This window comes from Epilithonimonas sp. (assembly GCF_036780765.1).
In the GTDB taxonomy this organism is placed as follows: Bacteria; Bacteroidota; Bacteroidia; order Flavobacteriales; family Weeksellaceae; genus Epilithonimonas.
In genome coordinates, this window is sequence record NZ_DAIQCG010000010.1 from 53,918 (window position 1) to 68,477 (window position 14,560).

Here is a 14,560-nt window from a genome sequence, read left to right on the forward strand (position 1 = left end):
TTAGGTTAATATTTAAAAACAAATGTAAGTAAAAAGTCTTATTTGTAGAATAATTATTTTAATTCCTCAATTAGAGATAATCGGATTTCTTCAAATGCTTTTTCCTTCAGTTCTTTTTGTGTTGCATCTGGCGTCAAGATGTCATTGAAAATAACTTTTACAACTCCCGGATAACCTTTTTTATTGTCAAAAGGAAACATCTCTTTTAAATCTCGGAAAGTGAAAACCGCAATTGGGAATTGATGTTTCGCGGCCAAAATAAAAGCACCATCTTTAAACTGGTCAAGAATTACGCTTGTGTCATCTGGAACACCGCCTTCCGGAAAAATCACAACACTTTGCCCGTCTTGCATTCTCTCCGCACATCTTCTATAAACATCGGCGCGGCTTCTGGCACTTTTTCTATCTACCATAACACACACCCTTTTGTAAACAGTCCCAAAAATCGGAATCTTTTCTATTTCCTTTTTACCGACATAACAAAGCGGGTGATTGGGGAAAAGAATACACGGCAACATCACATCCATAATAGAAGTATGGTTGGAGATGATGACATATGGTTGATTTTTATCGATTTTTTTCGTGGTCTTGAGAATCTTTTTATAACGGAAACCCATTCCGTAAAACATTCCGATTGCCCAAAGCCGGATGAAGAAATAACAATGTTTGTAATGCTCTTTTCGGAAAGATAAAATATAAACAGGAAGAAAAAAGATTAATGTAAGAACGGTTCCCAAAATTACCATCCAAAATCGCCACGCATAGATCAGAATTGTTCTCATTAATATTTCATAAAATTTAAATCAAATCAAAAATAGCCTTTTATCCGTTAAAAATCACTTTTTTCTTTATAGAATAATTAAGAAGAGACACAATGACGATAGAAGTTATCTTGCTCATCATTTCTTGCGAAAGAACATAAACTCCCAAATCGATAGCATCTTTGAAAACGAAATGATACAAAATCTGAAACAAAAACAAACTGATAAACGTAGAAATTACCGACACAGAAATGAAATAAGCAAACTCTTTCCTTTTAGAATGTTTTCCTCTTTCAAACACAAACCAAATGCTCAGGAAATAATTAGTGATAATTCCGCAACTTGTAGAGAGAATATTACTAAACGGATATTTAATTCCAGACAGATTATATTCCCAAGAGAACACTTTCGGGAGGTAAACACTTAGCATTTTGAAGCTGCCGATTTCTACAATCGCACTTAGCCCACCAGCGATGATGAAGAGTAGAACTTGTTTATGACGGAGAATTAATTGTTTCATTTCATTTGCAAATTTATACGAATTGTTAAATGTTTTAAAATATTAGTTAAATTATTTTTTCATATCAAAAATATTTTTACTTTTATTAAGTGTTAATGGTTTTTGCGATTTGTCTGAAAGATTAATTATTAAATAGTTAATAAATTGTGAAAACTTTAATATCAATCGATGATGATATCTTGTCCTGACTAAAATTGTTTAGTCGGGAAATTTTTTCATCACTTGTCAAATCACCACAATTATAAAATAATTATTGAAAAATGAAAAATTCTAGCAGACCTTACAGAAAATTTCTGCCTCAGCAAAAAAAGATTGAGGAGTTGGAAAAAACTAGCTCACGTTTCAAAAGAATCTATTCAGAATATGAATTGATGTCCGATGAACTTTGGAATCTCGAAAGCAGCGATTCTACAGAAAGTATCCCTGACGATTTCATCAACGCAATCAAATTACAAACAAATTATCTGGAAGACGAAATCGAAGATTGGCTTATCCAAGACAACGCCGAAAAAAAGTAAATCTCCAAACCTTGCCGAAAAAATATTATTTTAGCATTCTAAATAATATATTATATGATTGCCATTGTTGACGGCGGTTCTACCAAATGCGATTGGGTTATTCTGGAAAACGACGGTACAGAAGTTCTTAAAACCGAAACCGTTGGATTCAATCCGAATATCATAAAACCAGAACTGATTACAGTTGAAATAGAAAAAAATCAGGCACTTACCAAATTCAAAGACTATCTGGAGAATATCTTTTTCTACGGTTCTGGCTGTGGTACTCCTGAAAATAAACTGATTGTAGAAAGAGAGATTCAGAAAGTTTTCAATAACGCACAAATTCGAGTAAAAGAAGACCTTTTAGCTGCTGCTTATGCGGCTTACAGAGGCGTTCCGGCTATTGTCTGTATTCTCGGAACAGGTTCCAATGCTTGCTATTTTGATGGCGAAAATGTCAAAACAGAATTGCCCTCTTTAGGGTTTTTGATTGGCGACGAAGGAAGTGGAAGTGCATTGGGGAAGCAGCTGGTTCGTCATTATTTTATGAAGAAATTACCGCCCGATTTGCATCAGCAATTTACTGAGATTTATCAGCTGAACATAGACGATTTGCTCAAAAATATGTATCACAATCCAAGAGCAAATGCATATATGGCAGATTTCACAAGGTTCATTGTGGACAGGAAAACACATCCATATTTTCAGAATTTTATTTACAAAGAACTCAAGAATTTCCTTGAGTTTCAGGTAATGCCATACGAAGAATGCCGAGAAAGTGAAATCAATTTTATTGGTTCAATTGCCTATTTTTTTGAGGATTCTTTAAGAGCGGCAGCATCAGATTTTCACTTCAAAATCGGGACAGTTGTTCAGCGTCCTATAGAAAGTCTGGTGAATTATCATCGTGACTATATCATTCCAAAGCTTTAACTTTGCAGAAATATTTGGGCGTATCCCTTTGTTTTTGCTTATAAAACTAAGTCATTAAAAGAACTTTTTCTACAAGCAAAAACAAGCGGGTTGGTCTTTGGGCAGTCGCTCTCCGCCTTTGGCGAGGAGCTCCAACAATGCCCTGCGCCCTTACGCAATAAAGAATAAAAACCCGTGAGTCTTTATATATAAGGAGTCACAAAAAAGTAAATTCAACAATGTCAAAAAATTCAAGAGACCAAAACGCTTTTGATAAAGCCGCTTTAGATTACCACCGTCAGGAACCGAAAGGTAAAATCGAAGTTATTCCTTCCAAACCTCATTCTTCACAAAGAGATTTGTCTTTGGCCTATTCACCAGGTGTTGCTGTGCCTTGTATGGCAATCCACGATGATCCGCAAAGTGTGTACGAATACACTTCAAAAGGAAATTTAGTAGCTGTGATTTCTAATGGAACGGCGGTTTTAGGATTAGGAGATATCGGTCCAGAAGCTTCGAAACCGGTAATGGAAGGGAAAGGTTTACTTTTTAAAATCTTTGCAGGAATCAATGTTTTCGATATCGAAATTAATGAAAAAGACCCTGACAAATTCATCGAAACGGTAAAAGCAATCGCGCCAACTTTCGGAGGAATCAACTTGGAAGATATCAAAGCACCGGAAGCTTTTTACATAGAACAAAGACTGAAAGAAGAATTGGATATTCCGTTGATGCACGATGACCAGCACGGAACTGCGATTATCTCTGCTGCCGCTTTGATTAACTGTATGGAAATTACAGGAAAGAAAATCGAGGAAGTGAAAATGGTAATCAATGGAGCAGGAGCAGCAGCAATTGCTTGTGCAAAACTATACATTTCGCTTGGTCTTAATCCTAAAAATATCTTGATGTGTGACAGCAAAGGTGTCATCAATCATAAAAGAGAAAATCTAACGCCTGAAAAATTAGACTTTATTGCTCAAACAGATATTGAGAAGTTGGAAGATGCTATGAAGGGTTGTGATGTTTTCGTTGGTTTGTCAAAAGGAAATGTGGTGTCGCCGGAGATGTTGCTTTCTATGGCTAGTAATCCAATTGTTTTTGCGTTGGCAAATCCAGACCCGGAAATCAGTTATGACTTAGCACTCGCTACGAGAGAAGACGTGATAATGGCAACCGGAAGAAGTGATTATCCTAATCAGGTGAATAACGTTCTTGGTTTTCCATACATCTTTAGAGGAGCATTGGATGTTCAAGCAAGAGGAATTAATGAGGCGATGAAGTTGGCAGCGGTTCACGCTTTGGCAGAAATTGCAAAAGAGCCTGTTCCGGAAATGGTAAAGTTGGCTTACAATGTTAGAGATATCAGCTTTGGAAAAGACTATTTCATTCCGAAACCTTTTGATAATAGATTGATTACAAAAGTTTCTATCGCGGTTGCAAAAGCTGCTATGGAAAGTGGGATTGCTGGAAAAGCGATTGAGGATTTTGAAGAATACGAGAACCAGCTTCTTGACAGAATGGGAAGAGATGAAAAACTCGTGAGAATGATGCAAAACCGTGCAAAAGCAAACCCGAAAAGAGTAACGCTTGGTAACGGAGAAGAATATAATATTCTGAAAGCTGCACAAATTCTTCAAGAGGAAGGGATCGCTTATCCAAGTCTATTAGGGAGCAAAAGACTCATCAAAGAAAAAATGGAAGAGTATGGAATCACATTAGATATCCCAATCATCGACCCCAATGACGACGAAAACAAAGAAACCCGCAAAAAGTATAGAAAAACACTTTGGGAAAAACGTAATAGAAAAGGAATCAACGAATATAAATCTAAACGTTATGTAAGACAACGTGATTATTTCGGACCATTGATGTTAGAGCACGGCGATACCGATGCTCTGATTGTGGGATTCTCCAAAAGTTATGCTTCTATTTTAAAACCGATTTTAGAAATTATCGATAAAAAGCCAGGCGTTAACAAAGTAGCGGCAATGATGATGATTTTGACAGAAAAGAAACCGTTATTCTTTGCGGATACTTCTATCAATAAAAATCCATCTGCAGAAGATTTGGTAGAAATTGCAAGAATGGCAGAATTTACTGTGAAATCTTTTGCTATCGAACCAAGAGTTGCGATGCTAGGATTTGAAAATTTCTCTGCTAAAGCTGATACTTCTAAAAAAGTAGCAGCAGCTGTGAAAATTCTTCATGAGAAATATCCGAAAATGGTTGTTGATGGAGAAATTCAGCCAGACTTTGCTTTGAATGCTGACCACTTAGCAGATTATCCTTTTTCAAAATTAGGAATCAATCCAGCTAATGTTTTGGTTTTCCCAAATCTTGAAAGTGCGAACCTTTCTTATAAAATCATAAGAGGGATGAAAGCAGCGCAAACTATCGGACCAATCTTGATGGGATTAGACCAGCCAGTTCACGTTTTACAAATGAGGTCTAGTGTAGACGAAATTGTAAATCTTGCAACAATTGCGGTTCTTGACGCGCAAATGAAAGAGAAAAAGTAAACATTTATTTAAAAATAATCATTTAAAGCCATTTTAAGAAATTAAAATGGCTTTTGTTTTTAAGTTAATTTATATCTTCGCAAAACCCTAATTTTTTATTAATTCAATGATATATTCGCTAAAAGGAGTTGTTCAGGAGTTGACGCCCACATTTGCTGTGATTGATGTTAACGGAATTGGATATTATGTAGGCATCAGTCTGCAGACCTCCCAAAATCTGAAATTAGAATCTCCGGTTTTATTATACATCCAACAGATTATCCGTGAAGATGCGCATCTGCTTTTTGGTTTCTTTACCAAACAGGAAAAAGAGATGTTCAACCTGTTAATAAGTGTTAATGGTGTAGGACCTGTTTCTGCATTAATATTGTTATCTTCTCTCAGCTTGTCAGAGGCTGCTAATGCTATACTTTCTGGTAATAGCGGACTTATCCAAAAGGTGAAAGGAATAGGTGTGAAAACTGCGGAAAGAATCATCATTGATTTGCGGGATAAAGTCGGTAACTTCGGGAATTCTGAAGAAAAACTTTCTGTTTCTGCAAACAATAAAAACAAAAATGAAGCGTTATCTGCTTTAGAAGTTTTAGGTATTTCCAAGAAAATTAGTGAGAAGATTGCTGATAGAATTTTGAAGCAAAATCCTGACGCTTCTGTAGAAGAATTAGTGAAAGAGATTTTAAAAAATATTTAACAATTGAGGACAATTTTGTCATCAGTTTCTTAAAAGAATATAAGTGAAGAAAAATATTTACCTTTATAAATTAACCCTCCTTTTTTTATTTTTTGTAGGCTTTACCAACATTGCTGCACAAGAAAAACCTGCCGACACTCTGGTGACGGGTAGAAAAGACTTTAGCCTTGGTGATCCCATTCGTTATGATGCTTTTTATGACATCAAAACGGGAATGTATTATCTGTATCCAAAAATCGGAAATTCTGTTGTGGGTTCCCCGATTGCCATGACTTTTGAAGAATACAAAAATTATGTTATGGAAAGCAATCTTCGTACCTATTACGAAGAAAAATCATTATTAAACGATCTTGGAAGGAGAAAAGATCAAACAGATGCTAAGCAAAAAGGCTTGATTCCGGCGATTACCATCAAAAATAAAATGTTCGAAAATATTTTTGGAAGTAATAAAATTGAATTGATTCCTCAAGGTTTTGCTTCATTTGATTTGGGTGGGTTGTATCAGAAAATTGATAATCCATTAATTCTACCTCAGAACAGAACCAGTTTTGCAATTAACATTCAGCAGAGAATCCAATTAGGTATTACTGGTAAAGTTGGAGAAAATCTTCAGTTAAAAGCCAATTACGATACACAAAGTGGATTTGCTTTTGAAAACCGAATGAATATGGTTTGGCAGGCGAAAGGTTCTTGGAAAGATCTACAGACCAAAGGTCTGAATGAAAAAGGACAGGATCCGGAAGATAAAATCATCAAAAGAGTAGAAGTTGGTAATATCAGTATGCCACTTTCCACAAGTTTGATTAGAGGTTCTCAGTCTTTATTTGGTCTTAAAACAGAATTCCAGTTGGGGAAAACAACCGGAACTTTGGTATTTTCACAACAACAAGGTGAAGCTAAAACCATTGTTGCGCAAGGTGGTGGAACGATGAGTACTTTCAAGGTTAATGCTTATGATTATGAAGATAACCAGCACTACTTTTTAGGACATTATTTCAAAGATAATTATGATATATCATTAGAAAATTATCCGTTAATCAATTCCAGAATTAATATTACAAGACTGGAAGTTTGGGTCTTGGATCAAGGTGGCACTAATATCGAATCTCAAAAACCAATTGTAGGAATTAGAGATTTGGGAGATGGGCAAGGTGTAACACCAAATAACGCTAATAATAATTTATATCAACAGATTTCTGCTGCTTTAGGAACTACAAGAGATGTTGTAGCAGCTTATAGTACTTTGAATGGAAGATCTTTTCCAAATGCTCAAGGAACGCCTGAGCCGTTTGTTTCGGGAGAACATTTCATGAACAATGTAAAGGCAAGAAAACTCACTTCTTCTGAGTATAAATACAATACACAGTTAGGTTATATCTCTTTGAATCAGAGATTGAATGATAATCAATTTGTTGCAGCATCATTCTCATATACAATCAATGGATCTAGCCAGGTTTACAAAGTCGGAGAATTTTCTGAAGAAAATGCAGTGTTGATTACAAAACTTTTAAAATCCAACGTTACTGTAAAACCTACATCTCCAATGTGGGAGTTGATGATGAAGAATATCTATTCCCTTAACTCTAATCAACTTCAAGCACAGGATTTCTTATTAAATGTTTACTTCAAAGATCCGTCTTCTGGAGGTAAAGTTAATTATTTGCCAGGTGCTACTTATAATAATAGTACTGATGGCGATTTTACCAAATTTGACCAAGAAAATCTATTAAGAGTTTTCAATTGGGATAGATTAAATGTCAATGGAGATCTACAAACCACAATTAAAAATAATAACACGGTATATGGTGATGGTATATTCGATTTTGTTAACGGAACAACCGTAGATTCAGAAAATGGAAAAGTCATCTTTACCAAAGTTCAACCCTTTGGTAATTACCTTACCAAAATTTTAAAAAGTGACAATACAAAAGATTATGTCTACACTGATCTTTATACCAAGTTAAAGGAAACAGCAAAACAAAGTAACTTAGCACAACGATATACTATTGAAGGTCGTTACAAAGGTGCTCAGGGACAAGGAATATCTCTTGGGGCAATCAACGTTCCTCAAGGTTCTGTAAAAGTTACGGCCAACGGCGCTCAGCTTGTAGAAGGTGTAGATTATACTGTAGATTATATGTCCGGAACAGTTAATATTATTAATGAAACTGTAAAACAATCTGGACAAGCAATCAATATTTCATTAGAAAATCAATTAACTTTCAATACACAGAGGAAAAGTTTCTGGGGATTGAATTTGGAGAGAAAATTCAATGAGCATTTGACGGTTGGAGCAACTGCGGTAAATTATACAGAAAGACCATTAACTCAAAAAGTAAATTATGGTCAGGAAGCGGTAAGTAATACAATGGTTGGTTTCAATATGATGTACAACAATGAGCTACCATTCTTGACGAGATTAACAGATAAAATTCCGTTCATTAATACAGAAGCACCGTCTAATCTAAACTTCAAAGCTGAAGGAGCTTATTTAATTCCAGGTCAAAGTAAAGGAATCAATGACCAATCTTATATTGATGATTTTGAACAAACCACTTCTAAGATTTCTCTGAAAGAACCTGCAATGTGGAGTTTGGCATCGCGCCCAGAAAAGAATAAGGATTATCCTTCACTTTTCCCAATAACCGTAAATAATGATGATACAAATACTGGAAACGGTAGGGGTTTGTTATCATGGTACACCATCGATCCTAGGTTCTATGGAGTAGGAGGAGGCGCACCAAACGGAATCAATGCACAAAGACTTTCCAATCATGCATCCAGAAGAGTTCAGATGCAGGAGATCTACAGCAACAGAGATTACGTTGCAGGAGAACAAACGCTTCTTAATACTTTCGATATTACGTATTATCCACAAGAGAGAGGGCCTTATAATGTTAATCCTAGTACAGAACCAACTTCACAAAGATGGGCTGGTTTGATGAGACCAATTTCTGTTACCAACTTTGTAACTTCCAACATAGATTATGTGGAATTTTGGATGATGGATCCTCGTGCAGATGGCAATAACTTAGGAAGTGACCCTAAATTATTACTACAATTAGGAAACGTTTCCGAAGATGTTCTGAAAGATGGTAAACTACAATATGAAAATGGAATGCCAACAGGAAGTACGCCTGCTAATACAACAACATCTGAATGGGGAACACAACCAAAACAAGTCCCAATTCTTTATGCTTTCTCATCAGAAGGTGATGAAAGAGCACAACAGGATTTAGGTTATGATGGATTGAATGGAACGCAGGAACAAGAAAAATTTAGTGTTGATTTTGTGAATCCGGTAACGAATGAACTTGATCCAGCTTCCGATAACTTTGTTTTCTATTTGTCCGATCAGTTCCAAGGCGATTTGGCTTCTTCATTGATTGAGCGTTACAAATATTTCCGTGGTCCTGAAGGTAACTCTGCAGCCAATACATTAGAAGTAGCAACACAAACTCCAGATGCGGAGGATATCAACAGAGATTATAACCTTGACCAAACTGAAAATTATAATCAATATACAATCGACCTTAATCCAACAAGTATGGTGATTGGACAAAATAAAATTGTTGATGTAAAGGAGGTTGATGTTAAGTTTGAAAACGGACAGGCTGGAAAAGTAAAATGGTATTTATTCAGAATTCCAGTTGGAGACTATGATGGTAAAGAAGGAGGTAATAATAATCCTATTATAGAAGGTTCTGATGAATCAGTTCTTAACAACGTAAGATTTGCCAGATTATTGATGAAAGGTTTTGATCAAACATCAACATTGAGATTTGGATCTTTTGATTTGGTAAGATCAGATTGGAGAAAATATACTAACCGTATTTATAGTAGTACAGTTGATGCTGAGACAGAAGGAACGTCAAGTTCGGATGCTAATCTTAATTCTAACTTTAATGTAGGAAGCGTCAACCTGGAAGAAAACGCACAAGGAACCCCGCCGTATGTTTTGCCTCCGGGAATTGACAGACAAGTGTTGAGTGGGAACGCTGGAGCACAAAGACAGAATGAGTCTTCTTTGTATATGAAAGTGGATAATCTTTTAGGAGAATCAAGAGGGGTTTTCAAGAATACAAGTCTTGATATGCGTCGTTACAAAAAATTAGCAATGTTTGTACACGCAGAAAACCTAAGTAATACGTCACTTAAAGAAGATCCAGATGCAAAATTCTTCATTCGTTTTGGTAGTGATAATACGGATAACTATTACGAGTACGAGTCTTCTTTGAATTATACTGCTAGCAATGCGACATCACCACTAGATATTTGGCCAGATGCTAATACTGTTGATTTAGAAATTGAAAATTTTGTTAATGCCAAGCTGAAAAGAGATGAGTTGTTAAGAGTTCAAAATCCAACAATTAAGTTAACTGAGAGATACGATTTTACAGAATATGCCGATAATAATAAAGAGAAAAAAATCTATGTCAAAGGGCGTCCAAGTATCGGAAATGTGACGACAATTATGATTGGAGTTAGGAATAATAGCAAAGCAACCTCCAAAACACTCGTGCTTTGGGTGAACGAAATCCGTTTGTCAGAAATCGAGAACAAAGGTGGCTACGCTGCTAATGCAAGTTTGAACTTCAACCTTGGTGATTTTGCAATGGTGAACGCTAATGCTTCTTATGCATCTATTGGATTTGGAGCTATTGATCAAAAACCATCAGAAAGATCTCAGGACGAGAATTCTGCTTTCAGTATTAATACGACTGTGAACGTAGATAAATTCTTACCGGAAAAATCAGGAATGAAGATTCCTTTGAACTATTCTTATACTCAGACAATGACCAATCCAAAATACAATCCTTTGGATAATGATGTCGAATTGTCTAAAGCTCCCAATCAAGAAGAACTGAAAAAAGTAGTTAGCACGTACACACAACAAAGAAGTATCGGCGTTGTGAATATGAGAAAAGAAAGAATGAATCCTGATAAAAAAGCCAAGTTCTATGATGTAGAAAACTTAAATCTTACGGCTATTTATAACGATGATTTCTATCGTGATGTTTATACAAAACGTAACTATAAACAATATTTGAACGCTTATTTGGAGTACAACTATACTTTCAAACCTTATGTTCTGAAACCATTCAACAAAATGGTTAGCGATACGGCGAAGTCATACAAATATTTGAGATGGGTTAAAGAGTTTAACTTCAATCCGGTTCCTACAAGATTATCTTTCAGAACAATTTTGGATAGAAATTATAATGAGTTAGAATACAGAAATGTTGATGCTTTACTTTCCGGAAATGGAGGAAGTGATTTTGAAACCATCAGAAACAGAAACTTCTTCTTCGGATGGCAATATAGTTTAGGATTTAATTTCACTAAGTCTTTAAAATTAGAAATCAATTCTGAAACTAAGACATTGAATGACCAGATGGATGTTAATTCTATGAATAACAAATCTATCTTCAGTAATCCATTCAGAGCTGGTCGTCCTGTTATATATAATCACAGAGCACAATTGAATTACAGATTACCGTTTGAATATTTGCCATATTTGGATTTCATCAATGCAGAATTAAGTTATCAGTTCCAATATAACTGGAATGCTAGATCTACAGCTGTGAGAAGTTTCTTGAATCCGGATACTGGAGAAATGGATAATTTGGGTAACATCTCTCAAAATACCAATGCCATTGTAGCGACTTCAACTGTAGATGTTCCTAAGTTTTTGAGTAAGTTCAATTATTTCAGAAAAATAAATGAGACAATGCAGAAACGTCGTCAGGAGATAGATTCTCTTGGGAATGTGTACAATACAGCATTTACTAAAAAGAATACCAGATTCAAGTTCAAAACTTATAAATTCAAGAATAAGTTGAAACCGCTTCAAGCTGTAGCTTATGCATTAACTTCATTGAAACAATTGAACATTAATTACAATGAAAATAACGGTATTGTATTACCAGGATTGTTATCTGCACCTAACTTCTATGGTTATGGACAAACACTAGGAGGTCCAACTATCGGATTCTTGTTAGGATCACAAGCTGATATCAGAAGAACTGTTATAGAAAATGGATGGGTTTCTAATTCAACTTTGATGAATGATGCTTACTCCGAATTGAACAATAGAACATTTACAGCAGATTTACAAGTTATGCCGGCAAATGATCTTAGAATAGATTTCAATGTGTTGCAGAATTACAGTAGAAATTATGTTCAAGGTGGTTATAATGTAGTTAACGATTTAGAAAATTATCGAGGCTATAGAGATGCATTTGGAACAGAATTGATTACTTATTCCAATACGTCTTGGTCATTCAACACCGCTTTCAAAGATGGAGCAGCACTTTATCAAGCCATAAAAGATAATGCATTGTCGCTTTCCCAACAATATGAAGGACTAAAAGATGTCGAAGGTTACACGGCTGGCTACTCTAGAAGCAATTCTTACATTTTGATTCCAGCCTTCAAAGCAGCAATTGAAGGGAAGTCTCCGAAAAAAATGGGCAATCCAACGAAAGCAGGTGTTCCTTTGCCAAACTGGAAATTGGTTTATTCTGGACTTAGAAACTTACCGATTGTTAATAGTCAATTCTCTAAGTTTGATGTTTTACATTCTTATGTTTCAACATTTACGATGTCAGGTGTTCAGGCAAGTGTAGATTATTTTGACAGAGACCTTAGAGATCCTAGTACAGCTTATGATTCTAATGGTAATAGATACAATCCTTATACATTTACACAAGTTGGATATGTAGAATCGTTCTCTCCACTTATCGGTTTTGATGTAACGATGAGAAACAATATGCAGTTCCGTTTCAACTACAACAGAGATAGAACTTACTTGTTAGGATTAGTTAATACCACATTGACGGAGGAACTAGGAAATGAGTTCGTTGTTGGTTATGGATATATCTTGAAAGACCTTAAGATTAGAATTAATTATAAAGGAAAAGGAAGAGATATCAAGAGTGATCTTAATATGAGAGCAGATTTATCAATGAGAGATAGTAAAACAACAATTACTAATATTTTGATAGATGATTCCCAGGTAACAGGAGGACAAAAGATTTTCAGCCTCAAGTTATCCGCAGATTATAATATGTCACAGAATCTGAATCTGAAATTCTTCTACGATCAGATGATTACCAAGTATAAGATTTCAACAGCCTTCCCACTGTCCACAATCAGAGCTGGTATTACAGCAACACTGACATTTGGAGGAACTAACAATTAATAGAAAAAAGAGTAAGCAAATTTGTTTGCTCTTTTTTTATAATTTATTTTTATTCTATTGTTATATCCTAATTATATAATTAAATTTGCCAAAACCTAATCTAAGAAAATGAACACACCATCAGAACTAAAGTACACCAAAGACCACGAGTGGATTAAAGTAGAAGGCGATACAGCAACTATCGGAATTACAGATTATGCCCAAGGCGAATTGGGAGATATCGTTTTCGTAGATGTTGATACTGTTGACGAAGATCTAAGCGAAGGCGATGTATTCGGAAGTGTAGAAGCAGTTAAAACTGTTTCCGATCTTTATCTTCCGGTAGCAGGTACAGTTTTAGAAGTTAATGCAGATCTAGAAGATCAACCAGAATTGTTGAATACCGACCCTTATGGAAAAGGTTGGATCATCAAACTGAAGATTTCTGACTCAGCAGATTTATCAACCCTATTATCTGCAGAAGAATACCAAGAAGTTGTTGGATAATATCATAACAAAATACAGTAAGATTATATTGCCCATTTATTGGGCATTTCTTACTTATATGCTTTTACGTCCGGGCGTGGAGAATAAAGAATATTTCTTTATGTTTCCACATTTGGATAAGCTCATTCATTTTACCATTTTCTTTCTTTTGGGATTTTTCTTTAGACTTCGTTTTCCCAAGATATCTTTACTTTACTTTTTTTTGATTCTAGTTTCTTACGCATTGCTCACAGAGATTTTTCAGGACATTATGAAATTGGGTCGTTCACTCGAAGTTTTAGATGCGATCGCAGACACACTAGGCTTATCACTATCATACTATATATATAATAAGTATGAAAAATTCCAAAACCGAATTTAAAATTCAACGTTAGTTTGAATTTTTAAAATACCCTTTCAACTTTAATTATTTCTTTTAACAGATAAATTAGCATTTGGGCAGCTGCCAAAAAAAGCCCAAACTTTCCCAAGCTATTTTTGTCACCGGGCTATCCGCTCATATCTTTTGCTTTTTTTGTCATCATTTCACCTTTTGTATATATAAAGAACATTTTATCAAATTAAACTTTACCCTCGCAATCGGAGAAAAAAGCAAAAGGATAACCGCTACTATCCCTGCTGCATTTTCCAAAAAACCTAATTAATTTAACAGTTTTTATCTGTTTAACATAATGTGGATAACTTTAAATGGTTTTATATTTAGCTGTTTTACAGATGATTAATTATGCTAGTTTTACACAATTGTAAACTGATTGTTAATTCTATTTGCAAGTACAGAATATTCCGCCCTATATTTGCAGAACCAAAATGAGAGAATTGGTAGCGCAGAAGGATAAAAAAGAATTAGCTAAAATAGATTTCGAGGTTACGAAAAAAACTTCAAAAAAGTTTTGGTAGTTTGGAAAAAGTTTTTTACTTTTGCACTCGCAAATCAGGAACAAGATGACAGATTAAGATTCCTGAG

Annotated in this window: 9 protein-coding genes; 7 read left to right on the top strand and 2 right to left on the bottom strand. The window is 35.1% G+C overall.

Features of this window, described 5'->3' with window-relative positions; all coding sequences use genetic code 11:
* Nucleotides 1-53: 53 nt before the first annotated feature.
* Together V7P73_RS12930 and V7P73_RS12935 are read right to left on the bottom strand one after the other, a co-directional pair.
* A complete protein-coding gene (locus V7P73_RS12930) occupies nt 54-782 on the bottom strand; it encodes a lysophospholipid acyltransferase family protein (protein ID WP_333854307.1) in 729 nt (242 codons plus the stop codon).
* A gap of 40 nt (nt 783-822) precedes the next feature.
* Entirely contained in the window at nt 823-1,281 is a 459-nt protein-coding gene (locus tag V7P73_RS12935; RefSeq protein ID WP_333854308.1) for a GtrA family protein, read from the bottom strand.
* A gap of 260 nt (nt 1,282-1,541) precedes the next feature.
* Between V7P73_RS12935 and V7P73_RS12940 the strand changes: the two genes are divergently transcribed.
* From V7P73_RS12940 to V7P73_RS12970, 7 genes are all read left to right on the top strand, one after another.
* Nucleotides 1,542-1,799 (top strand): hypothetical protein, encoded by a 258-nt coding sequence (locus tag V7P73_RS12940; RefSeq protein WP_074236458.1) that lies wholly within the window; start codon nt 1,542-1,544, stop codon nt 1,797-1,799.
* A gap of 54 nt (nt 1,800-1,853) precedes the next feature.
* Nucleotides 1,854-2,714, top strand: coding sequence for a BadF/BadG/BcrA/BcrD ATPase family protein (locus V7P73_RS12945; protein WP_333854309.1), 861 nt, complete (start codon nt 1,854-1,856; stop codon nt 2,712-2,714).
* 218 nt (nt 2,715-2,932) lie between these two features.
* A complete protein-coding gene (locus V7P73_RS12950; RefSeq protein ID WP_333854310.1) occupies nt 2,933-5,215 on the top strand; it encodes an NADP-dependent malic enzyme in 2,283 nt (760 codons plus the stop codon).
* A gap of 106 nt (nt 5,216-5,321) precedes the next feature.
* Nucleotides 5,322-5,906 carry a Holliday junction branch migration protein RuvA gene (ruvA, locus tag V7P73_RS12955; protein ID WP_333854311.1) on the top strand — a complete coding sequence of 195 codons (585 nt, stop codon included), beginning with the start codon at nt 5,322-5,324 and terminating at the stop codon, nt 5,904-5,906.
* Between the two features lie 43 nt (nt 5,907-5,949).
* Nucleotides 5,950-13,110 (top strand): T9SS outer membrane translocon Sov/SprA, encoded by a 7,161-nt coding sequence (gene sov / locus V7P73_RS12960; protein WP_442896972.1) that lies wholly within the window; start codon nt 5,950-5,952, stop codon nt 13,108-13,110.
* A gap of 108 nt (nt 13,111-13,218) precedes the next feature.
* Nucleotides 13,219-13,596, top strand: a complete 378-nt coding sequence (gcvH, locus tag V7P73_RS12965; protein ID WP_248874417.1) for a glycine cleavage system protein GcvH — start codon at nt 13,219-13,221, stop codon at nt 13,594-13,596.
* A gap of 58 nt (nt 13,597-13,654) precedes the next feature.
* Nucleotides 13,655-13,957 carry a VanZ family protein gene (locus V7P73_RS12970; RefSeq protein ID WP_333854312.1) on the top strand — a complete coding sequence of 101 codons (303 nt, stop codon included), beginning with the start codon at nt 13,655-13,657 and terminating at the stop codon, nt 13,955-13,957.
* Nucleotides 13,958-14,560 lie beyond the last annotated feature (603 nt).

Coding starts and splice junctions, on each gene's coding strand:
- V7P73_RS12950 (WP_333854310.1), top strand. CDS start 2,933: ATGTCAAAAAATTCAAGAGACCAAAACGCTTTTGATAAAGCCGCTTTA.
- gcvH (WP_248874417.1), top strand. CDS start 13,219: ATGAACACACCATCAGAACTAAAGTACACCAAAGACCACGAGTGGATT.
- V7P73_RS12935 (WP_333854308.1), bottom strand. CDS start 1,281: ATGAAACAATTAATTCTCCGTCATAAACAAGTTCTACTCTTCATCATC.
- V7P73_RS12970 (WP_333854312.1), top strand. CDS start 13,655: ATGCTTTTACGTCCGGGCGTGGAGAATAAAGAATATTTCTTTATGTTT.
- V7P73_RS12945 (WP_333854309.1), top strand. CDS start 1,854: ATGATTGCCATTGTTGACGGCGGTTCTACCAAATGCGATTGGGTTATT.
- ruvA (WP_333854311.1), top strand. CDS start 5,322: ATGATATATTCGCTAAAAGGAGTTGTTCAGGAGTTGACGCCCACATTT.
- V7P73_RS12930 (WP_333854307.1), bottom strand. CDS start 782: ATGAGAACAATTCTGATCTATGCGTGGCGATTTTGGATGGTAATTTTG.
- V7P73_RS12940 (WP_074236458.1), top strand. CDS start 1,542: ATGAAAAATTCTAGCAGACCTTACAGAAAATTTCTGCCTCAGCAAAAA.